This is a genomic window from Streptacidiphilus sp. PAMC 29251 (assembly GCF_054208735.2).
In genome coordinates, this window is record NZ_CM135725.2 from 5,448,307 (window position 1) to 5,466,906 (window position 18,600).

23 protein-coding genes are annotated in these 18,600 nt (G+C 70.0%); 10 read left to right on the forward strand and 13 right to left on the reverse strand.

The genetic code is table 11. The annotated features are described in order from the left end of the window. Nucleotides 1-20: 20 nt before the first annotated feature. Nucleotides 21-311 carry a hypothetical protein gene (locus ACXKR8_RS25710; protein WP_458275085.1) on the reverse strand — a complete coding sequence of 97 codons (291 nt, stop codon included), beginning with the start codon at nucleotides 309-311 and terminating at the stop codon, nucleotides 21-23. A gap of 396 nt (nucleotides 312-707) precedes the next feature. On the opposite strand from ACXKR8_RS25710, the gene rpsF reads away from it, so the two are divergent. The 5 genes from rpsF to ACXKR8_RS25735 all read left to right on the forward strand — a co-directional run bounded on the left by rpsF (nucleotide 708) and on the right by ACXKR8_RS25735 (nucleotide 3,930). Then, nucleotides 708-998, forward strand: a complete 291-nt coding sequence (gene rpsF / locus ACXKR8_RS25715) for a 30S ribosomal protein S6 (protein WP_123498332.1) — start codon at nucleotides 708-710, stop codon at nucleotides 996-998. Between the two features lie 131 nt (nucleotides 999-1,129). Further along, nucleotides 1,130-1,768 carry a single-stranded DNA-binding protein gene (locus ACXKR8_RS25720; RefSeq protein ID WP_458266940.1) on the forward strand — a complete coding sequence of 213 codons (639 nt, stop codon included), beginning with the start codon at nucleotides 1,130-1,132 and terminating at the stop codon, nucleotides 1,766-1,768. 122 nt (nucleotides 1,769-1,890) lie between these two features. Next, a complete protein-coding gene (gene rpsR, locus ACXKR8_RS25725) occupies nucleotides 1,891-2,127 on the forward strand; it encodes a 30S ribosomal protein S18 (RefSeq protein WP_034089348.1) in 237 nt (78 codons plus the stop codon). 19 nt (nucleotides 2,128-2,146) lie between these two features. Beyond that, entirely contained in the window at nucleotides 2,147-2,593 is a 447-nt protein-coding gene (gene rplI / locus ACXKR8_RS25730) for a 50S ribosomal protein L9 (RefSeq protein WP_458266941.1), read from the forward strand. 188 nt (nucleotides 2,594-2,781) lie between these two features. Continuing rightward, complete coding sequence (locus tag ACXKR8_RS25735; protein ID WP_458266942.1) at nucleotides 2,782-3,930, forward strand: hypothetical protein; 1,149 nt, start codon at nucleotides 2,782-2,784, stop codon at nucleotides 3,928-3,930. A gap of 155 nt (nucleotides 3,931-4,085) precedes the next feature. Here the strand turns inward: ACXKR8_RS25735 and ACXKR8_RS25740 are convergent, their stop codons facing one another. Further along, the gene (locus ACXKR8_RS25740) at nucleotides 4,086-5,405 is read right to left on the reverse strand and encodes an MATE family efflux transporter (protein WP_458266943.1); all 1,320 of its coding nucleotides are present in this window, start codon (nucleotides 5,403-5,405) and stop codon (nucleotides 4,086-4,088) included. Nucleotides 5,406-5,836: 431 nt separating this feature from the next. Between ACXKR8_RS25740 and dnaB the strand changes: the two genes are divergently transcribed. Then, nucleotides 5,837-8,767 (forward strand): replicative DNA helicase, encoded by a 2,931-nt coding sequence (gene dnaB / locus ACXKR8_RS25745; RefSeq protein WP_458266944.1) that lies wholly within the window; start codon nucleotides 5,837-5,839, stop codon nucleotides 8,765-8,767. Nucleotides 8,768-8,790: 23 nt separating this feature from the next. Here dnaB and ACXKR8_RS25750 read toward each other — a convergent pair whose 3' ends face one another. The 3 genes from ACXKR8_RS25750 to soxR form a co-directional block, all read right to left on the reverse strand. After that, a complete protein-coding gene (locus ACXKR8_RS25750) occupies nucleotides 8,791-9,624 on the reverse strand; it encodes an SAM-dependent methyltransferase (RefSeq protein WP_458266945.1) in 834 nt (277 codons plus the stop codon). Nucleotides 9,625-9,679: 55 nt separating this feature from the next. Then, nucleotides 9,680-10,366, reverse strand: coding sequence for a class I SAM-dependent DNA methyltransferase (locus ACXKR8_RS25755; RefSeq protein ID WP_458266946.1), 687 nt, complete (start codon nucleotides 10,364-10,366; stop codon nucleotides 9,680-9,682). Nucleotides 10,367-10,449: 83 nt separating this feature from the next. Continuing rightward, on the reverse strand, nucleotides 10,450-10,914 hold the full coding sequence (gene soxR, locus ACXKR8_RS25760) for a redox-sensitive transcriptional activator SoxR (RefSeq protein WP_458266947.1): 465 nt from the start codon (nucleotides 10,912-10,914) through the stop codon (nucleotides 10,450-10,452). A 103-nt stretch (nucleotides 10,915-11,017) separates the two neighbouring features. On the opposite strand from soxR, the gene fdxA reads away from it, so the two are divergent. Then, nucleotides 11,018-11,347 carry a ferredoxin gene (gene fdxA / locus ACXKR8_RS25765; RefSeq protein WP_458266948.1) on the forward strand — a complete coding sequence of 110 codons (330 nt, stop codon included), beginning with the start codon at nucleotides 11,018-11,020 and terminating at the stop codon, nucleotides 11,345-11,347. A 107-nt stretch (nucleotides 11,348-11,454) separates the two neighbouring features. Here the strand turns inward: fdxA and ACXKR8_RS25770 are convergent, their stop codons facing one another. Genes ACXKR8_RS25770 through ACXKR8_RS25780 form a run of 3 tightly spaced genes read right to left on the reverse strand, consistent with a single transcriptional unit; the run spans nucleotide 11,455 to nucleotide 13,950 of the window. Further along, entirely contained in the window at nucleotides 11,455-12,246 is a 792-nt protein-coding gene (locus ACXKR8_RS25770; protein ID WP_458266949.1) for an ABC transporter permease, read from the reverse strand. Beyond that, nucleotides 12,243-13,229 (reverse strand): ATP-binding cassette domain-containing protein, encoded by a 987-nt coding sequence (locus tag ACXKR8_RS25775; protein ID WP_458266950.1) that lies wholly within the window; start codon nucleotides 13,227-13,229, stop codon nucleotides 12,243-12,245. The genes ACXKR8_RS25770 and ACXKR8_RS25775 overlap by 4 nt, the downstream gene beginning before the upstream one ends. 37 nt (nucleotides 13,230-13,266) lie before the next feature. Then, nucleotides 13,267-13,950 carry a DUF4097 family beta strand repeat-containing protein gene (locus ACXKR8_RS25780; protein ID WP_458266951.1) on the reverse strand — a complete coding sequence of 228 codons (684 nt, stop codon included), beginning with the start codon at nucleotides 13,948-13,950 and terminating at the stop codon, nucleotides 13,267-13,269. 236 nt (nucleotides 13,951-14,186) lie between these two features. Here ACXKR8_RS25780 and ACXKR8_RS25785 point away from each other — a divergent pair, with 236 nt between their 5' ends. Together ACXKR8_RS25785 and ACXKR8_RS25790 are read left to right on the forward strand one after the other, a co-directional pair. Next, nucleotides 14,187-14,990: a helix-turn-helix domain-containing protein gene (locus ACXKR8_RS25785; RefSeq protein ID WP_458266952.1), complete on the forward strand. Its 804-nt coding sequence runs from the start codon at nucleotides 14,187-14,189 to the stop codon at nucleotides 14,988-14,990. Continuing rightward, the gene (locus ACXKR8_RS25790; protein WP_458266953.1) at nucleotides 14,959-15,312 is read left to right on the forward strand and encodes a VOC family protein; all 354 of its coding nucleotides are present in this window, start codon (nucleotides 14,959-14,961) and stop codon (nucleotides 15,310-15,312) included. Before ACXKR8_RS25785 ends, ACXKR8_RS25790 begins: the two co-directional genes overlap by 32 nt. Before the next feature lie 6 nt (nucleotides 15,313-15,318). Here the strand turns inward: ACXKR8_RS25790 and ACXKR8_RS25795 are convergent, their stop codons facing one another. The 3 genes from ACXKR8_RS25795 to ACXKR8_RS25805 form a co-directional block, all read right to left on the reverse strand. Then, nucleotides 15,319-15,456 carry a hypothetical protein gene (locus ACXKR8_RS25795; RefSeq protein WP_458266954.1) on the reverse strand — a complete coding sequence of 46 codons (138 nt, stop codon included), beginning with the start codon at nucleotides 15,454-15,456 and terminating at the stop codon, nucleotides 15,319-15,321. A gap of 122 nt (nucleotides 15,457-15,578) precedes the next feature. Then, a complete protein-coding gene (locus ACXKR8_RS25800) occupies nucleotides 15,579-16,136 on the reverse strand; it encodes a nuclear transport factor 2 family protein (RefSeq protein ID WP_458266955.1) in 558 nt (185 codons plus the stop codon). Between the two features lie 71 nt (nucleotides 16,137-16,207). Then, nucleotides 16,208-16,882, reverse strand: a complete 675-nt coding sequence (locus tag ACXKR8_RS25805; RefSeq protein WP_458266956.1) for a TetR/AcrR family transcriptional regulator — start codon at nucleotides 16,880-16,882, stop codon at nucleotides 16,208-16,210. 94 nt (nucleotides 16,883-16,976) lie between these two features. Here ACXKR8_RS25805 and ACXKR8_RS25810 point away from each other — a divergent pair, with 94 nt between their 5' ends. Continuing rightward, nucleotides 16,977-17,630 (forward strand): class I SAM-dependent DNA methyltransferase, encoded by a 654-nt coding sequence (locus tag ACXKR8_RS25810; RefSeq protein ID WP_458266957.1) that lies wholly within the window; start codon nucleotides 16,977-16,979, stop codon nucleotides 17,628-17,630. A gap of 32 nt (nucleotides 17,631-17,662) precedes the next feature. On the opposite strand, the gene ACXKR8_RS25815 is transcribed toward ACXKR8_RS25810, so the two are convergent. Then, nucleotides 17,663-18,412, reverse strand: coding sequence for a hypothetical protein (locus ACXKR8_RS25815; protein WP_458266958.1), 750 nt, complete (start codon nucleotides 18,410-18,412; stop codon nucleotides 17,663-17,665). Nucleotides 18,413-18,437: 25 nt separating this feature from the next. Then, nucleotides 18,438-18,578, reverse strand: a complete 141-nt coding sequence (locus ACXKR8_RS25820; protein ID WP_458266959.1) for a hypothetical protein — start codon at nucleotides 18,576-18,578, stop codon at nucleotides 18,438-18,440. Between the last annotated feature and the right edge of the window lie 22 nt (nucleotides 18,579-18,600).

An 18,600-nucleotide genomic window follows, 5' to 3' on the forward strand; every position in this document is an offset into this window, starting at 1 on the left:
GCGACGCGGTCAGGGCGCCGTCAGTAGAGGCCGCCGTGGGCCAGGCCGATGCCGAATCCCGCCGCCGCCGCGACGCCGGCGCAGACGAAGAGGAAGCGTTCGGCCGTGGTCACCGAGATGTACTGGCCGACCGCGCCGGTGAGGATTCCGGCCAGGCCGGTCCAGGACGCGACGATGTGCAGGCCGCGGAACATGCAGGTGGCGACGGCGACGGCACCGAGGATCACGGTGAGCGCGGCCATGGTGTCCTGCAGCGGGTGCGACTTCGCGCCGTCCGTCGCGTGCTGGTAGCCCGCGCCGTAGGGCGACATCGGGGCGAGGGAGGGCAGCGGGCTGGTGGGCTGCCCCTGGGGCTGTGAGGAACCGAACGAGTGAGCCATCTGACCCGCCTCCTTGGGGAGGATCGTCGGGACCGGCGGCCGGGAGTCGGCCGTACGGCCTCGGGACGGTGGCGCACTGTAGTGGGCGCCGTTACCCGATGTGTACAGATTGCGGCGATCGGGGGGTGGATTTCAAGACCCCATTCGGGTACCTGTAGGCTGGGCCGTCTGCATCGGTGTGGCGCGGCTCTTCTGCCGCGACCCGTGCGCTGCCCGAGGCTCCCAAGCCGGATTGTCAGTGCCGACCACTACTGTTGCGACGCGTTCAAAAAACCCTCCTGCCACGGAAATACCGTGGCCGCTGAGTCCAGAGGAGGTGGGTTCCACATGCGTCATTACGAGGTCATGGTGATCCTCGACCCTGAGGTCGAGGAGCGCGCAGTATCCCCCCTGATCGAGAACTTCCTCAATGTCGTCCGCACCGGCGGCGGCAATGTGGAGAAGGTCGACACCTGGGGTCGTCGTCGTCTGTCGTACGAGATCAACAAGAAGTCCGAGGGCATCTACTCGGTGATCGACCTCAAGGCTGAGCCTGCGGTCGTCAAGGAGCTCGACCGGCAGCTCAACCTGAGCGAGCAGGTCCTCCGCACCAAGGTGCTCCGCCCGGACACCCACTGAGGCTCCACCCAAGTACCTCTCTCCAGAACCTTTGGAATCTTTGAGGTACTGCACCGCCCGGTCGTCCGTACGGCCGTCGCGGTGAGCACTGCTTGAACGGAACCGCTCCCACCGAGAGGTCGAACACCACCATGGCAGGCGACACCGTCATCACCCTTGTCGGCAACCTTGTCGACGACCCCGAGCTGCGTTTCACGCCTTCGGGTGCGGCCGTCGCGAAGTTCCGCATCGCGTCCACTCCTCGTACGTTCGACCGCCAGACCAACGAGTGGAAGGACGGCGAAAGCCTCTTCCTCACGTGCAACGTCTGGCGTCAGCCGGCGGAGAACTGCGCTGAGACGCTGCAGCGCGGTATGCGCGTCATCGTCCAGGGCCGTCTGCGCCAGCGCACGTACGACACCAAAGAGGGCGAGAAGCGGACCGTCTACGAGGTCGAGGTCGACGAGGTCGGCCCGTCGCTGCTGCGCGCCACCGCGAAGGTCACCAAGGCCCAGCGGACCGGCGGACAGGGCGCACCGGGCGGTGGCTTCGGCGGCAACGCCGGTGGCGGCGGCGGTGGCGGGTTCGGTGGTGGCGGCCAGCAGGGCGGCAACGGCGGCGGCTGGGGTTCGCAGAACTCCGGCGGCGGCCAGTCCGCTCCGTCCGACGACCCCTGGGCGTCCAGCGCCCCGGCGTCCGGCGGACAGCAGGGTGGCGGCCAGCAGAGCGGCAACGGCGGCGGCTGGGGTTCCCCGGCCGGCGGCGGCTTCTCGGACGAGCCCCCGTTCTAGTTCCAGGCAGTGTGCTGGGCTGATCCCTCCGGGGTGAGGCCCGCTCAGACTTGATCCCGTGCGACCCGGTCGCGCCCCTCGCGGGGCGACGGCCGGATCGTGAACACCAGTTGGAGTACATGATGGCGAAGCCGCCTGTACGCAAGCCTAAGAAGAAGGTTTGCGTCTTCTGCAAGGACAAGATCTCCTACGTCGACTACAAGGACACGAACTTGCTCCGCAAGTTCATCTCCGACCGTGGGAAGATCCGCGCTCGCCGGGTCACCGGCAACTGCACCCAGCACCAGCGCGACGTGGCCACGGCTGTGAAGAACAGCCGCGAGGTCGCTCTGCTCCCCTACACCTCGACCGCTCGCTGAATAGGAGGGTGACCGAACCATGAAGATCATCCTCACGAACGAGGTCTCCGGCCTCGGGACCGCCGGCGACATCGTCGAGGTCAAGGACGGTTACGCCCGCAACTACCTGGTTCCGCGTGGCTTCGCCATTCGCTGGACCAAGGGCGGCCAGAAGGACGTGGACGCGATTCGTCGCGCCCGCAAGATCCACGAGATCCAGACGCTCGAGCAGGCCAACGAGGTCAAGGGCAAGCTTGAGGGTCTGACCGTCAAGCTCGCCGTGCGCGCGGGCGACGCGGGCCGTCTCTTCGGCTCCGTCACCCCGGGCGACGTCGTCGCGGCCATCAAGGCCGTCGACGGTCCGCTCGTGGACAAGCGCCGGGTCGAGATCGGTTCGCCGATCAAGACCACGGGTGCCCACACCGTCACCGTCAAGCTGCTGTCCGACGTGGTCGCCAAGATCAACGTCGACGTCGTCGCTGCCTGACGCACGCTGCTGGAAAGGCCGGTCCCCTCGGGGGCCGGCCTTTTCGGCGTACTCAGGCGTAGTTGAGGGCGTGAGGGAGGGCTCGGCTGAGTACGCGTGCGCATGCGCGCGGGGCGGCGGGCGCGCAGGATGAAAGCTCTACTGGTCGGTAACTTATCTGTCGGCAACGTGTCTGGGGGAGTACGGCGATGGTCATCCAGGTCACCAAGGTGACCAGCCCGGCGGAGCTGCGGGAGTTCTGCGACCTTCCGCTGCGGCTGCACCCGCCCGAGCTCTACGTGCCCGTCCCAGAGCGGCGGATCCGGGCCTGGTACCGGGGCAGCGGGCCGCAGCGGCGCTACGGCCCGGTCGACCTCTACCTCGCCAGGGACGGCCGGGGCCGGGTGGTCGGCCGCACCTGCCTGCACCGCAACACCGACCTGGACGTCCGGGTCGGCCGCCCGGTCCAGCTGTTCGGCCTGACCGAGTTCACCGACCTCACCCCGGACGGGGACGACCCGGCCAAGGAACTGCTCGACCTCGCCGAGCAGGCCGCCACCGTCAGCGGCTGCGACCTGCTGCTCGGCCCGGTGGAACTGCTGCCGGACCAGTCCCCCGGCGTGCTCACCTCGGGCTTCGCCGAACGCGGCCTCAGCGGCGGCGGCTGGAGCCCCGCCTACTACCCGACCGCGTACCGGCGCAACGGCTTCACCCCGCGCTGGCCCGGGCAGACCTGGATCTGCGAGGGCCTGGACGACCCCGGACGGCTGCCGCCGGAGAAGGCCTTCGCCTTCGACGACCGGCGGATCCAGGACGAGGAGCTGGTGGTGCACCGGGGGCGGCGGCACACCCTGCACCGGGTGCTGCCGCTGCTCCGCGGCATCCTCAACGACTCGGCGGAGCAGGTGGAGCAGCGCACCGAGGTCTCCCCCGCCGATTTCGCCGACCGGGCGGCCGGGCTGGCCCGGGTGCTGGACCAGGACCTGCTGCTGTACCTGACCAGGGCGGGCGAGCCGGTGTCCTTCCTGCTGGCGGTCCCCGACGTGTCCTCCTACCTGACCGAGGCGCTGGGCCGGCCAGGACCGCTGCGCAGGATCGGGCTGCGGACCGCGGTGCGCCGGGGGCGCTACCGGGCCGAGGCGGTGCTGGTGGCCTCGGGCACGACGCCGGCGTGGCAGGGGCGGGGGTACGCCACGCTGCTGGCCCGGGAGCTGTACCGCAACCTGGCGGCGGGCGGCTACGGGACGCTGCGCGGCTACCGGGTGCCGCTGGGGGAGCGGGCGGCGGAGGGGCCGTACCGGGGGATGGGCGGGCGGCCGCTGCAGGGGACGGCGTTCTTCGAACGACGGCTGCGCTGAGGCCTGCGGCCTGGCTGGGCTGAGGGCCGGGCCGGCCTGGGCTGAGGCCTGGCTGGGCCGGGCTGAGGCCTGGCTGGGCCGGGGCCTGCCGGCGGCTGCGGCGCTCGCGGGTGCCGCGGACGCAGCCGGCGTGAAGGCCGTGGGGGTCCGGGCCGTCAGGCCCGGACCGCTCCGGTGACCAGCCAGGCACCGGTACGGGCGCGCAGGGTGAGGAACAGCAGCCGGACCACCATGCACAGGGTGATCGCGCCCCAGAGCGCGTTCAGGCTGCCGCTGCCGACGGTCAGCGCCACCGGCGCGTACGCGGCCAGGGTGGCGACCATGGCCCAGGCCAGGTACGGACCGTCGCCCGCGCCCATCAGCACCCCGTCCAGCACGAAGACCACGCCGCAGACCGGTTGGCCGAGCGCGGCGATCAGCAGCACCGTGCCCAACTGCCGGTGCACCGCCGGGTCGGAGCTGAACAGCGGCAGGTAGAGCGGGCGGGCCAGCAGCAGCAGTGCGCCCAGCAGCAGGCCTGAGCCGATCCCCCACTGCACCATCCGCCGGGTGGCGTCCCGGGCGCCCGCGATGTCGCCCGCGCCCAGGTAGCGGCCGATGATCGCCTGGCCGGCGATGGCGATCGCGTCCAGGGCGAAGGCCAGGAAGCTCCACAGGGACATCGCGATCTGCTCCGCCGCCATCGAGGTGTTGCCGAGCCGCGCGGCCACGGCGGTGGCGATCAGCAGCACGGCGCGCAGGCTGAGGGTGCGGATCAGCAGCGGCGTGCCCGCGGTGGCGCAGGCCCTGATGCCGTCCGGGTCGGGGCGCAGGCTGGCGCCGGTCCGCCGGGCGCCGCTGACCACCACGGTCAGATAGGCGGCGGCCATGCCCCACTGCGCCAGCACCGTCCCCAGCGCGGAGCCGCGGATGCCCAGGCCCGCGCCGTAGACCAGGACCAGGTTGAGCGCCAGGTTGGCGCTGAAGCCGGCCACGGCCACGTACAGCGGGGTGCGGGTGTCCTGCAGCCCGCGCAGCACGCCGGTGGCGGCCAGCACGGTCAGCATCGCCGGTATGCCGAGGACGCTGATCCGCAGGTAGCTGACCGCGTAGGGGGTGGCGGTGGGGGAGGCGCCGAAGACCCCGATCAGGTCGGGGGCGAACAGCAGGGCGGCGAGGACCACCGGGACGGACAGGATCAGCGCCAGCCAGATCCCGTCGATGCCCTGCTGCACGGCGCCGCGGCGGTCGCCGGAACCGACCCGGCGGGCGACGGCGGCGGTGGTCGCGTAGGCGAGGAAGACGAAGACGTTCACCAGGGTGGTGAGCAGCGCCGCGGCGACGCCGAGGCCGGCCAGCTGGGCGGTGCCGAGGTGGCCGACGATGGCGGAGTCGGCCATCAGGAACAGCGGCTCGGCGATCAGGGCGCCGAAGGCGGGCAGGGCGAGGACGAGGATCTCCCGGTCGTGCCGGGTGCCGCGGGAGGTCGATCGCATGGTCCTACCGTAGTCATCCACAGGTAATGGCTGCAAAGCGGGTATGGGTCTTACTGCGGTGTGCTCCGGGTGGCGGAGCGGACACCTTGGGTGGCGATCTTCACGCTCACCGAGAAATATTTCTCATGCACAGGGGGTGGAATGCATCGCCGCAGGTCAGCGTGTTGACGCCGTAAAGATCTTCGGGTTATCCACAGACTGTCCCCCTGCCCGTGCACAGCTTGGGGTCAGTTCTCCACAGCATGGGGCCCTTCATCCACATGGCCTGTGGATAACCATCTTGGCCGATGGGCTGCTCCCCCTTAGCGTGGTCGCTCTGCCGACGCGCCGCACCAGCGCGCTGGTGCCCTGTGTCAGTGGGGTGCCGTATAGAAGAGGGTGACGCGTATGTCCGCTCCGGATCCCGCGCAAAGATCGACGAGGGGGTCCCGATGAGCGACGTTCCATACGACGACCATGGCGACCACGACATCCCGCCGCCGGACGAGGAGTGGCCCCCGCCGCCGTCCCCCGGCGACGGTCCCGGCGACCGGCTGCCGTTCGGCAAGGGGAAGGGCAAGGGCGGTTCCGGCTTCGGCGGCGGGCAGGGCGGCGGCGGTCGGGGCGGCAGCGGGGGCGGGGGCGGGCAGGGCGGCGGCTCCAGCTTCGGCGGGAACCAGGCGGACCGTTCCTCCTACGCCAACGGCGGCAAGGACGGCAAGCAGGGCGGCGGCGACTCCTCGTACGAGCGGGTCCCCCCGCAGGACCTCGCCGCCGAGCAGTCGGTGCTGGGCGGCATGCTGCTGTCCAAGGACGCCATCGCCGACGTGGTCGAGGTGATCAAGCCCGCCGACTACTACCGGCCCGCGCACGAGCTGATCCACAGCGCCATCCTCGACCTCTACGCGCGCGGCGAACCCGCCGACCCGATCACGGTGGCCAGCGAGCTGGTCAAACGCGGTGAGATCACCCGCGTCGGCGGCCCCTCCTATCTGCACACCCTGGTCAACTCGGTCCCCACCGCCGCCAACGCCGAGTACTACGCGGAGATCGTCCACGAGCGGGCGGTGCTGCGCCGGCTGGTGGAGGCCGGCACGCGGATCGCGCAGATGGGATACGCCGCCGAGGGCGACGTCGACGAGATCGTCAACGCGGCCCAGGCCGAGATCTACGCCGTCACCGAGCAGCGCACCAACGAGGACTACGCCCCGCTCGGCGACATCATGGAGGGCGCCCTCGACGAGATCGAGTCCATCGGCTCCCGCAGCGGCCAGATGTCCGGCGTCCCCACCGGCTTCGCCGACCTCGACTCGCTGACCAACGGCCTGCACCCGGGCCAGATGATCGTGGTGGCGGCGAGGCCCGCGATGGGCAAGTGCCTCATGTCCACGACAATCATTGTGGAGGCGCGCACCGGCGAGCGCATCACCATTGAAGACTTCGTCCGACGTGGACAAGCCGGTGAACATCTGGAGATCCATACCCTTGGAGGCGACTGGCGGATGCAGAGCGTCCGGCCTTCGGACTTCATTCACAACGGGCTCAAAAGCGTGCTGAAGGTCGAGACCCAGTTGGGCCGGGCGATCTCAGCCACCCCGAACCACCCCTTCCGTACTCTGCGTGGATGGGTCTCGTTGGATCAGCTCCGTCCCGGTGAGCGAATCGCCGTTCCTCGGGAATTGCGAACCGGGGTGTCGGCAGAACTGCCGAGCGCTTTGGTGGCACTGACCGGCTACCTCCTCGGCGACGGCTGCATCACTGGAACCCACCCTGTTCCGCGACTTCGCGCGCTTGATCCGGTTATTCAGAACGAAGCACAGAAACTGGGCGAGGAGTTCGGTTCAGTAGTACGGCTGCGATCCCCCAAGCCGTGCGTCATGGGGAGGCACTGCACGGACAGTGTGGAGGAGGGGCACAAGCACGCTTCCGAAATGGCCTTCTGCGCCCCGGTCAACGGACCACATGCGTTGATGGACCACTTGCTCGCTTGGGACCTCTGGGGCAGGGGCAGCCATGACAAGTTCGTCCCTGAGACGTTCTTCCGGCTGCCGGAGCACCAGATCGCGCTGTTCCTCTCCCGCCTCTACGCCACCGACGGCTGGGCCTCGGTGTCCAAGCCGGGCAACCAGCCGCAGATCGGCTACTGCTCGGTCAGCGAGCGCCTGGCGCGCGACGTCGCCCACCTGCTGCTCCGCCTCGGGATCGTGGCCAAGGTGGTCCGCCGTACCGTCGCCTACCAGGGCGAGCGGCGGGCGGCCTTCCAGGTGCTGATCCATGACGTCGACCAGATCCGGACCTTCGCGGCCAGGGTCGGCATCCACTCCAAGGAACGCCAGGTCGAGGAGGTTCTCGCAGCCTGCGGCGACCGGGTCGGTCAGCCCAACCTCGACCTGATCCCGGGAGAGGTCTGGGAGCTGATCAAGGCGGAGAAGGCCGACCGCAGCTGGGCCGACATCAGCGCACGCACCGGCCGACCGCGCCACCACAACTGGCATGTCGGACAGCAGCTCAGCCGTCATCGCCTGTTGGAGCTGGCCAAGGCCCTGGAGTCCACCGTCCTGATGGACATCGCGACCTCCGACGTTCAGTGGGACCGGGTCGAGTCCGTCGTCGCGGACGGCGAGGCCGAGGTCTACGACCTGACCGTCGAGGGCACGCACAACTTCGTCGCCAACGACATCGTGGTCCACAACTCCACGCTCGCCCTGGACTTCGCCCGCTCCTGTTCGGTGAAGCACAAGATTCCGAGCGTTTTCTTCTCCCTGGAGATGGGGCGCAATGAGATCGCGATGCGCCTCCTCTCGGCGGAGGCGCGGGTCGCGCTGCACCACATGCGGTCGGGGAACATGACCGACGAGGACTGGACCCGGCTGGCCCGGCGGATGCCCGAGCTGAACGACGCCCCGCTCTACATCGACGACTCCCCCAACCTGTCGATGATGGAGATCCGCGCCAAGTGCCGGCGCCTCAAGCAGCGGAACGACCTGCGGCTGGTGGTCATCGACTACCTCCAGCTGATGACCGGCGGCGGCGCCCGCCGGCCGGAGAGCCGGCAGCAGGAGGTCTCGGAGATGTCCCGAAACCTCAAGCTGCTGGCGAAGGAGCTCGAACTCCCGGTCATCGCGCTGTCTCAGCTGAACCGTGGCCCCGAACAGCGAACGGACAAAAGGCCGATGGTCTCGGACCTTCGCGAGTCGGGATCTATCGAACAAGATGCCGACATGGTCATTTTGTTGCACCGAGAGGATGCCTACGAGAAGGAGTCCCCCCGAGCCGGCGAGGCCGACCTGATCGTCGCCAAGCACCGTAACGGCCCGACCGCCACCATCACCGTGGCCTTCCAGGGCCACTACTCCCGCTTCGTCGACATGGCCCAGAGCTGAGGAGCGGCTGGTAGGGAGCCGATTCAGGGCTTGAGCGCCACTCCGCCGTACATCCCGATCCGGTCGTCCCCGGCGAGGACCTGCTCGTCCGGCCGCCACTGCGACAGCACCACCAGGCCGGGGTCGACCAGGTCCAGGCCGTCGAAGAACGCGGCGATCTCCTTGCCGCTTCGCACGGCGGTCCTCACCGACGATCGGGCGTAGGCCTTCGCCGTCGCGCGGACCCCTTCCGGGTCCAGGTCGGCGGTCACCTGCGACAGCACTAGCGCACTGCCCGGGGCGACGGCGTCCATCAGGGTGCGCACCGCGCGGTAGGGGTCGTCCTCGTCGATGACGAAGTGCATGACCGCGACCAGCAGCACCGAGACCGGCCGGTCGAAGTCCAGGCGGCCGCGTACCTCGGGATGCTCCAGGATCTCCGCCGGACGGCGGACGTCCCCGGCGACGACCGTCGCGCCTGACGGCGCGGGCTCCTCGCCGTGAGCGCGGGCGTGCGCCAGGACGATCGGATCGTTGTCGACGCCGACGATCCGCGCGTCGGGCAGCACCGCCAGCGCGGTCTCGGCCGTGCTGCCGGGGGCGGGCAGGCCGATGCCGATGTCCAGGAACTGGTCCAGGCCGGTCTCGGCCAGGTGCCGTACGGCGCGGGTCAGGAAAGCGCGGTTGACACGGGCGAAGTCCCGGACCGGCATCGCCTCCAGGGCCTTCTCCGCGGCCGCGCGATCGGCCGGGAAGTGATCCTTGCCGCCGAGCAGATACGAGTAGATGCGCGCCGGCGTGGCCACGGCCGGGTCGATCGTCGGCGGCGTCCGGTGCGGGGCGATCAGATCGCCGTTCAACGGCTCCGAATCCGGCACGTCGTCCTCCACCCCGTGGACATCACTCCGACGACCCGAGCGTAGCGCGGGGCCGTCAACGCCGCTGAGTCACTGCTTCTCCTCCGAGCACTGGCCAGTTCTTGGCAGCCAGCAGCTGCAGCTCCTGGAACTGCCGCTTGTCGGTGGGCTTCGGCTGGCACAGGACCCGGGCGACCTCGCTCACGCCGACGCCGCGCAGCAGCCCCGCCAGGTGGTCGGGCGACCAGCGGTAGGCCGTCACCACCGAGTGGTCGAAGGACTGCGTCGGGATCGCAGGGTCGTCGGTGGCGAAGCAGCTGATCAGCAACTGGCCGCCGGGGGCCAGGACCCGGGCGATCTCTGCGACCACGGACGGCAGGTCCTGCGGCGGGGTGTGGATGATCGAGGACCGCGAGAGCACCCCGCCCAGCGCACCGTCCGCGATGTCGAGCGCTGCCATCGAGCCCACCTCGAAGCGCAGATCCGGGGTGGCCTCCCGGGCCGACCCGATCATCGCGGGCGACGCGTCGACGCCGAAGGCACGCAGCCCCAACCCCCGCAGATGGGCGGTGACATGCCCCGGCCCGCACCCCAGATCTGCGACCTCGCCCGCACCACCCGCCCGCACGGACTCGGCGAACGCGGCGAGCAGCGCCCGCTCCAACGGTCGGTCGCGCAGGGTGTCGGTGAACTGCCGCGCGTAGCGCGCGGCGACGGCGTCGTAGGCGTCGCGGGTGGCGCGGAGGGAGTCGAGTTCGACCATTCGGGGACTCTAGCGGGCGCGGGCCGTGGGGTGGCGTACGCCGGTGTCGGCGAGGCCCTTTCGAACCTGCCCGGCCCCGCGGGTCACAGTCGGCGGGGGCCGGCGCCGTCCTCGGCGAGGGCGTCGCCGGGGTTCAGTAGGGCGCAGGCCTTCATGGAGAGGCATCCGCAGCCGATGCATCCGGTGAGCTCGGCCTCCAGCCGCTCGATGGTCTGCCGGCGCTCCTCCAGCCGGCGCTTCCAGCCGCGGGAGGCGCGCTGCCACTCCTGGTGGCTCGGCGGACGGTCGAGCGGCACGTCGGCGAACGCCTCCCGGAGGTCCTGCAGCGGGATGCCGATCCGCTTCGCCACCGAGATCAGTGCGACCCGGCGAAGCATGTGCCGCGGGTAGCGGCGCTGGTTGCGGTCGTCGCGTTCGGACGCGATCAGGCCGAGTTCCTCGTAGAACCGCAGGGCGGAGACGGCCGCCCCGGTCCGCGCGCTCACCTCGCCGATGCTCAGCCAGTCGTCCGGGGCGGCCCGGACGTCGCCGGGACGGTAGCTCGTCATGCGCAACGCCTCCTCTTGACCTCAAGATTACTTGAGGTCCTACGGTCGGCTGCGTCGGAACGGCGAACGGGAACAGGAACGACCCGGAGAGGACGGCAGTTCGATGACGTTTGTGATCGCTTTGCCCTGTGTGGACGTCAAGGACAGGGCATGCCTCGATGAGTGCCCCCTCGACTGCATCTACGAGGGGGAGCGCATGCTCTACATCCAGCCGGACGAGTGCATCGACTGCGGCGCCTGCGAGCCGGTGTGCCCGGTCGAGGCGATCTTCTTCGAGGACGACACCCCGCAGGAATGGCAGCACTTCACCACCGTGAACGCCGAGTTCTTCGCCGACCTGGGCGCTCCCGGCGGTCGGGTGAAGCCCGGTCCGCTCGGACCGGACCATCCGATCGTGGCGGCGCTGCCGCCCCAGGGCGCCGGGGCCAGTTAGTCCGCGGCCGTGAACGCCGACGGGGCGGCGTGCTCCGACGTGGTGTCGGGGTACGCCGCCCTGGGGGTGGGACGGGGTGCGGGTGGTGCCCCGCGTTGTCACGGCGGTTATTTCGGGTCGCGGTTGAACGTCGAGGTGGACCAGTAGTAGCCGAGGGCGGTGAGCGCCAGGCACCAGGCGACGGCGAGCCAGCCGTTGTGGCCGATCGGGCTGCCGAGCAGCAGGCCGCGCAGGGTTTCGATGGTGGGGGTGAACGGCTGGTACTGGGCGATGGGTTGGAACCAGCCGGGCATGGAGTGGACCGGGGTGAAGGCGCTGGACAGCAGCGGCAGCAGGATCAGCGGCATCGCGTTGTTGCTGGCGGCTTCGGCGTTCGGGCTGACCAGGCCCATGCCGACGGCGATCCAGGTGAGGGCGACGGCGAAGAGCACCAGCAGTCCGAGGGCTGCCAGCCACTCCAGGGCGGTGGCGTCCTTGGAGCGGAAGCCGATGGCCACGGCGACGGCGCCGACCAGGACCACGCTTGCGATCGACTGCAGCACGCTGCCGACGACGTGCCCGACCAGGATGGAGGGGCGGTGGATCGCCATGGTGCGGAAGCGGGCGATGATGCCCTCGGTCATGTCGTTGGAGACGGAGACCGCGGTGCCGATCACGGTGCTGCCGATGGTCATCAGCAGCAGGCCCGGGACGAGGTAGGCGAGGTAGGCGGAGCGGTCCGGGGCGCCGCCGGTGATGCCTGTGCTGAAGGTGTTGCCGAAGATGTAGACGAAGAGCAGCAGCAGCATGATCGGGGTGAGCAGCAGGTTCAGGGTGAGCGAGGGGTAGCGCCGAGCGTGCAGGAGGTTGCGGCGCAGCATGGTGGAGGAGTCGCGGGCGGCCAGGGACAGGGTGCTCATCGGACGGTCTCCTTCAACGGGGCGGAGGCGGGGGTGGGGATGGTGGCGGGGATGGTGGCGTCGCCGGTCAGGGCGAAGAACACGTCGTCGAGGTCGGGGGTGTGCACGGTCAGCTCGTCCGCCTCGATGCCGGCCGAGTCCAGCCGGTCGAGGATGGAGCGCAGTTCGCGCTGGCTGCCGTCGCTGGGGATCCGCAGCGACAGCGCCAGGTCGTCCCTGGTGACCTCGCGCAGGGCGCCGGCGGCGCCCTGGTACGCGTCCGGGTCGGTGAAGCGCAGCCGCACGTGTCCGCCGGGGATCAGCCGCTTCAGTTCCTCGGGGGTGCCCTCGGCGGCGAATCTGCCGTTGTTGAGCACGGCGATACGGTCGGCGAGCTCGTCGGCCTCGTCCAGGTACTGGGTGGTGAGGAAGACGGTGACGCCGTCGGTGACCAGTTCGCGGATGATCTGCCACATGGTGTGCCGGGCGCGCGGGTCCAAGCCGGTGGTCGGCTCGTCGAGGAAGATGATCCGCGGGCTGCCGACCAGTGTCATGGCGATGTCCAGTCGGCGCTTCATGCCGCCGGAGTAGGTCGAGGCGGGCTTCTTCGCCGCCTCCACCAGGTCGAAGCGCTCCAGCAGCCGGGCGGCGGTGCGCCGCCCCTCGCTGCGGGAGAGGTGGTGCAGGTCCGCCATGAGGAGCATGTTCTCCTCACCGGTGATCAGGCCGTCGACGGCGGAGAACTGGCCGGTGACGCCGATCGCGGCGCGTACCGCCTGGGCGTCGGTGGCCAGGTGGTGGCCGCCGATGTGGATGTCGCCGGTGCCGGGGTCGGCGGAGATCAGGGTGGAGAGGATGTTGACGGCGGTGGTCTTGCCGGCGCCGTTCGGGCCGAGCAGGGAGAAGATCGTTCCTTCTGGGACGGCCAGGTCGACGCCGTCGAGTACGACCTTGTCGCCGTAGGACTTGCGCAGCCCGTTCGCTGCGATGGCCAGGTTGGTCATGATGGCTGTGCTCCTTGTTCCAGGCTGCGGGCGGTGGTCACAGGCTGCGGGCGGTGATGTTGCCGTGGGCGGTGGTGGCTCGGACGGTCAGGTCGGCGGTGCCGTCGGTGCCGTCGGTGCCCGTGAACGCGTTGTGGATCCGGCCGTAGGTGGTGCCGGCGTCCAGGGAGGCGGAGACTCCGCGGGTGGCGCTGACCGACACGTCGCCGGCCTGGGTCTGCAGCACGACCGTGCCGTGCATGGCCTGGGCGATGTGGATGTCGCCCTTGGTGGTGCTGATCTCGGCGGGGCCGCCCATCCGGCCGACCGAGATGTCGCCGGCGTGGGCGGTCAGCCGGGCGCTGGCGGCCTCGTCGATCTTGATCGCGCCGTGTGCGCCGTACGCGCCGTCGAAGGTGACGTCGCCGAACCGTCCGACGCCGCGGAACTCGGCGCAGGCCGCCTTCGCCTCGACATGGGAGCCGGCCGGCAGCTGGACGGTCACCTCGACGGATCCGGAGCCCAGCATCCGGTTCTTCGCCGGTGCGGTCTTGATCTTCAGGACGCCGTTGCCGTACTCGACCGTGGTCTGCTCGGCCGTCTTCACGTCGCGGCTCTTCGAGGGGTCCGTGGGCCGGACCTCGACCACGGTGTCGGCCCGGTCGGCGGCGATGAACTGGATGCGTCCGGCGGGGATGTCCAGGACGGCGGAGATCGCGGTGGGGGTGGCGAACTTCTGCATGGTGTTCTCCTTGTGCTGCGCTTCTTGCGCTGTGGTTTCTGACAACGCAAACGCTACGTTGCGTTCATAGATCGAGCAATAAGCTTGTTGCTTCTGGATTGTATTTTCGCAGCTGGAAGTACAAGTATTGTTGCAACGGCTATGTTTTCAATGCAACGCCCAGCGCTCCGCGCGTTGCATTGGAGTGAAGTGAACGCTATGCTGGAGGCATCAGGGAAGCGTGAAGGGAGACCGCGATGCCGGGAGGCAGACTCACCCAGCAGGAACGCCAGCAGATCGGGCTGGGGTTGGCCGACGACCTCGCCTATGCGGAGATCGCCAGACGCCTCGACCGCCCCACCTCGACGATCACCCGCGAGGTGATGCGCAACGGCGGCCCCACCGCCTACCGCGCCGACCTGGCCCACCGGGCCACCGAACACCGCGCCACCCGGCGCAGGCAGGCCGCTCCCCGAGGGGCGCAGGCAGCCCCGCAGCCCAACGGACGCGACCCCGAGGCGGTGCGCGAGTACGAGGAGACCTTCACCACCCTGTTCATGCAGTCGGGCCTGCCCAAGATGTCGTCCCGGGTGCTGACCTGCCTCTACACCACCGACTCGGGCAGCCTCACCGCGTCCGAACTCGTCCAGCGGCTCCAGGTCAGCCCGGCCTCCATCTCCAAGGCGACCACCTTCCTGGAGAGCCTGGGCCTCATCCGCAAGGAACGGGACGAACGCCGCCGTGAGCGCTATGCCGCCGACGACGACGTCTTCTACCAGTCGACGGTGGCCAGCGCCCGATCCCTCGCCGAACTCGCCGTCACCGCACGGCAGGGCTTCAGCGTCCTCGGCCCCGACAGCCCGGCCGCCGCCCGCCTGGAGAACATCGCCCGCTTCATCGACTTCGTCGGCGAGAACATCATCCGCGCCGCGGAGCAGGCTCGGGAGATCCTCAACACGAAACCCGAAGCGGCATCGGACGGCCCTGCTACGCCTGTTTCTGAGGCCCCGCCAGGTCTACGCTCAGCGGATGACCTTGGTATGGGAGCAGGTAGTCATTGACGCGGTGGATCCGGTGGCGCTGGGGCAGTGGTGGGCTGCGGCTCTCGACTGGGTCGTGGTCGACTCCGCCGCTGACGAGATCGAGATCCGTCCGGAGCCGGATCGCCTGCCGGGGTTGCTCTTCGGCCGGGACGACGGGCGCAAGACGGTGAAGAACCGACTGCATCTCGACCTGAGGCCGGACGACCAGGACGCCGAAGTGGCCCGGCTGCTGGCGCACGGTGCCCGGCATGTCGACATCGGCCAGGCCGATGAGCCGTGGGTGGTGCTGGCAGACCCCGAAGGCAATGAGTTCTGCGTCCTCGGCCGGCGGCGTCAGTAGGCGGCGTCAGTAGGCGGCGACGCCGCCGGCTCCCAGGACGTTCGGCAGGGCCGGCGCCTCGGCGCCGGTGGATCCCGGTGGCGTGCTGTAGGGCGCGAGGTGCTGGTCGCGGTCCGACGCGGTGAGCCGGGCCGGTGAGGGCATCCGGGTGAACGGTGCTCGGACCGATGGCCGAGCCCCGCGAGGCCGGCGGCGCGGGCGCCCGAAAGGGAGGCCTGAAGCGCGTGCCTGAAGGGTGTCGCGCGCGTCGGCCGGGGGGCGGTGTGTCAGCCGGAGAGGCCGGACTGGCGCAGCACATCGGCCTTGCTGTAGTAGTCGTCGTCGGTGACGATCTGGTGCCCGCGGGTCCGCAGGACGGTGACGGCGGGCACGGAGAACGGCTTGGGCGCTCCGACCACCTGTCCGCCGAACGTCCAGTCGATCACCACCAGGTCACCGTAGGCGAACGCATGGTCGACCTTGATGGTGGTGCCCTGGATGGCCTGGTTGGTGTCCGTCACCCACTGGGCGACCCCGTCCCGGCCGAGGAATTCGCGGTCGAAGGCATGGTCGGTGTAGCGGGCGCCGTTCTTGACGAACAGGTTGGCCAGGCTCTGCGGGTCGCCGCTGTTCCACGCTGCGGCCCAGTTGACGGCGATGGTCGGCAGTCGCCGCTGCTGCTCCCCCGGTCGGCTCGACAGTTGCGCCGTCGCGGACGCCGTCGCGGTCGCGGACGCGGTGGACGGCGCGGCGCTGGCCGACTGGGCCGAACTCGCCAGCAGGGACGCTGCGGCGACGCCTATGACGGCAGCAGTGGCGAGGGAGCGACGGAAGTTGATCATCATGTCTCCAAAGATGAGTGGCTTGCTTGGGTGGTGGTCGACTGAGGCTCAGGCAGGTTCATGGGGCGACTGATTCATGGGATGACTGACTCGGGGCCTGGTCCGACGTTGTCGGCCGCGGGATGGGCCATCCCCTCGGTCAGCACCCGCGCCCACCGCGACCCCGAACCGCCGCTGTCGGCGGAATCGGCGGCATCGGTGAGACCGGCGGCATCGGTGAGACCGACGGCGACGATGAGGTGGCAGAGCTGGCCGTAGGCCATGAACTGCTGCACCGCCCAGTCCTCGGCCCCGGTCCGTTCCTGGATGAGGGTGATCATCAGCTCCAACCCCCGCCGAGTGGCCGCGGCGATCTCTGGCACATCGACCGCGCTCAGGGCATGGACCTGCAGCATCAACAGATCGCGGTCGGAGATCAGCTCGGCGTAGGCATCACCCATCGCCGACAGCACCACATCGGGCGCGTCGGCGGGCATCCGGTCCGCGACCTCGTTCATGGCCGCGAGGATCTGCTCGTGGCAGTTTTCCAACGCGGCCAGGAACAGGCCGAGCTTGCCGTCGAAGAGCCGGAACACATACGCCGGAGAGACCCCCGCTGCTTTGGCCACGTCCGTGACCGGCGTCGCCCGGTAACCGCCGCGGGCGAACACCGTGATCGCTCGTGAGGTGATGACCGCGCGGCGGGCGTCCGCCGTGGATCGAAACGGTCCGGCCGTCGGGAAGGCGGCGTCGTTGGCGGGGGTCGACATGGCGTCTCCGTTGTGAGTTATCAGTCAATTACTATGTGACCACACACTCACAACCGTGTCAACGAGGTCATTCCTTGAACTACCGTGTCCGGCTATGAGCGCTGAAGGCTGGTTGGCGGACACCCGGCGGTCCTACGACACCGTCGCCGTCAGTTATGCGGACCAGGTGGCGGACCTCCTGGAGCGGACTCCCTACGAACGCGCGGCCCTGGCGCTGTTCGCCGACCTGGTCCGCAGCAACGGCGAGGGGCCGGTGGCGGACGTGGGATGCGGGTCGGGGAGGGTGACGGCCCACCTGCGGGGACTGGGCGTGGACGCGTTGGGGATCGACCTGTCGCCCGCGATGGTCGAGGTGGCGCGGCGTGATCACCCCGGCCTGCGGTTCGAGGTCGGTTCCATGACCGACCTCGACCTCGCCGACGCCTCGATGGCCGGCCTGGTCGCCTGGTACTCGCTGATCCACGTCCCCGACGACGAGATCGGCTCGGTCCTCGCGCACTTCCGGCGCGTGCTGCGGCCCGGTGGTCCGCTGCTGCTCGGCTTCCACGTCGGTGACGAGTCGCAGGTGAAGACGCAGGGCTACGGCGGGCACCGGATGAAGGTCCACGTCCATCGCCGCCGGCCCGACCGGGTGGCCGGCTGGCTAAACGAGGCCGGCTTCACGGTCGAGGCGCAGCTGACGCTCAGCTCGGCCGAGAGCTCGCACGGGGGAATCCTCTTCGCCCGCCGCCGTCCTGACACCCCGTAGGAAACCCGTTGCAACGGGTGGGGGCCGCAGAGCTACGCGGTGGAGGCTGAGCCGCGTCCGGGTGCGTGCAGCCAGATCCGGAGCGGGCCGACCGGCTCGAAGCCGTGTCGGACGGCTGCCGCCAGGTCGTCGCCGTGCTCGTAGCCGACCATCGGCAGGGTCGGGAACAGTCGGTGCACCGCGTCCAGGACGACAGGCCAGGCCAGGTCGGGGCCGCCTTCCCGGGCGAAGACATTGGAGATGCCGACCACCCGCTCGCTGCGGCTTGCCACCGCCCCGGCGGTCACCCGGCCGTCGGGGGAGTGTCCGGCGAGCAGGAAGGCGGCCGGATCGTCCAGGAGCCCGGGCCGGAAGAGGTCCCCGTCCCCGTTGCCGTCCCCGTTGCCGTCCCCGTTGTCCCGGGCCCAGGCGCGGAGGGTGTCCGGATCGTCGGCCACGTCCCAGGACAGGTCCGGGACGGTGGCGGGTGCGGCCGCCGGGCGATGGATCCACTGCGCCTCGAACAGCACCTGGAAGCCGGCCCCGGTCAGGTCGAGGTCGGCGAAGCTGTCCTTGACGGAGGCGCCGGGGGCGGTGGTGTCGATCCGCGCCGCCAGCGCCGCCGGGTCGGCGCCCGGCACCAGCGTCACCGCGTCCGGGTAGTACCGCGGGGTGCGGGCCGGGGAGGCCCAGGCCTGGCCCCCGAACCCGGTGGCCAGGTCGTGCGAACGGCTCATCGCGGCGCACCACTCGGCGTTGTTGCGGGCGGCGGCCTGGACCAGGAGCTGCTTCGACGTCGTCACAGGTACGGTCCTTCCGGTCGGAGGGTCAGTGCGGCTGGAGCGGTGCCCCTCCGTAGCCGATCTCGTTGCCGTCGGGATCGCGGTACCGCGCCTTGCGCATGCCGTTGGGATAGGTCTCCCGTTGCACGGGTCCGATCCCGCGATCGGCGATCCGGTCGATCGGCATCCGACCATGCTAGGGCTCGACC

What these genes read in the sequence shown, in the direction of transcription:
- ACXKR8_RS25710 (WP_458275085.1), bottom strand. Translation starts at nt 311, where the DNA reads ATGTCGCCCTACGGCGCGGGCTACCAGCACGCGACGGACGGCGCGAAG.
- rpsF (WP_123498332.1), top strand. Translation starts at nt 708, where the DNA reads ATGCGTCATTACGAGGTCATGGTGATCCTCGACCCTGAGGTCGAGGAG.
- ACXKR8_RS25720 (WP_458266940.1), top strand. Translation starts at nt 1,130, where the DNA reads ATGGCAGGCGACACCGTCATCACCCTTGTCGGCAACCTTGTCGACGAC.
- rpsR (WP_034089348.1), top strand. Translation starts at nt 1,891, where the DNA reads ATGGCGAAGCCGCCTGTACGCAAGCCTAAGAAGAAGGTTTGCGTCTTC.
- rplI (WP_458266941.1), top strand. Translation starts at nt 2,147, where the DNA reads ATGAAGATCATCCTCACGAACGAGGTCTCCGGCCTCGGGACCGCCGGC.
- ACXKR8_RS25735 (WP_458266942.1), top strand. Translation starts at nt 2,782, where the DNA reads ATGGTCATCCAGGTCACCAAGGTGACCAGCCCGGCGGAGCTGCGGGAG.
- ACXKR8_RS25740 (WP_458266943.1), bottom strand. Translation starts at nt 5,405, where the DNA reads ATGCGATCGACCTCCCGCGGCACCCGGCACGACCGGGAGATCCTCGTC.
- dnaB (WP_458266944.1), top strand. Translation starts at nt 5,837, where the DNA reads ATGAGCGACGTTCCATACGACGACCATGGCGACCACGACATCCCGCCG.
- ACXKR8_RS25755 (WP_458266946.1), bottom strand. Translation starts at nt 10,366, where the DNA reads ATGGTCGAACTCGACTCCCTCCGCGCCACCCGCGACGCCTACGACGCC.
- soxR (WP_458266947.1), bottom strand. Translation starts at nt 10,914, where the DNA reads ATGACGAGCTACCGTCCCGGCGACGTCCGGGCCGCCCCGGACGACTGG.
- fdxA (WP_458266948.1), top strand. Translation starts at nt 11,018, where the DNA reads ATGACGTTTGTGATCGCTTTGCCCTGTGTGGACGTCAAGGACAGGGCA.
- ACXKR8_RS25770 (WP_458266949.1), bottom strand. Translation starts at nt 12,246, where the DNA reads ATGAGCACCCTGTCCCTGGCCGCCCGCGACTCCTCCACCATGCTGCGC.
- ACXKR8_RS25775 (WP_458266950.1), bottom strand. Translation starts at nt 13,229, where the DNA reads ATGACCAACCTGGCCATCGCAGCGAACGGGCTGCGCAAGTCCTACGGC.
- ACXKR8_RS25780 (WP_458266951.1), bottom strand. Translation starts at nt 13,950, where the DNA reads ATGCAGAAGTTCGCCACCCCCACCGCGATCTCCGCCGTCCTGGACATC.
- ACXKR8_RS25785 (WP_458266952.1), top strand. Translation starts at nt 14,187, where the DNA reads ATGCCGGGAGGCAGACTCACCCAGCAGGAACGCCAGCAGATCGGGCTG.
- ACXKR8_RS25790 (WP_458266953.1), top strand. Translation starts at nt 14,959, where the DNA reads ATGACCTTGGTATGGGAGCAGGTAGTCATTGACGCGGTGGATCCGGTG.
- ACXKR8_RS25795 (WP_458266954.1), bottom strand. Translation starts at nt 15,456, where the DNA reads ATGCCCTCACCGGCCCGGCTCACCGCGTCGGACCGCGACCAGCACCTC.
- ACXKR8_RS25800 (WP_458266955.1), bottom strand. Translation starts at nt 16,136, where the DNA reads ATGATGATCAACTTCCGTCGCTCCCTCGCCACTGCTGCCGTCATAGGC.
- ACXKR8_RS25805 (WP_458266956.1), bottom strand. Translation starts at nt 16,882, where the DNA reads ATGTCGACCCCCGCCAACGACGCCGCCTTCCCGACGGCCGGACCGTTT.
- ACXKR8_RS25810 (WP_458266957.1), top strand. Translation starts at nt 16,977, where the DNA reads ATGAGCGCTGAAGGCTGGTTGGCGGACACCCGGCGGTCCTACGACACC.
- ACXKR8_RS25820 (WP_458266959.1), bottom strand. Translation starts at nt 18,578, where the DNA reads ATGCCGATCGACCGGATCGCCGATCGCGGGATCGGACCCGTGCAACGG.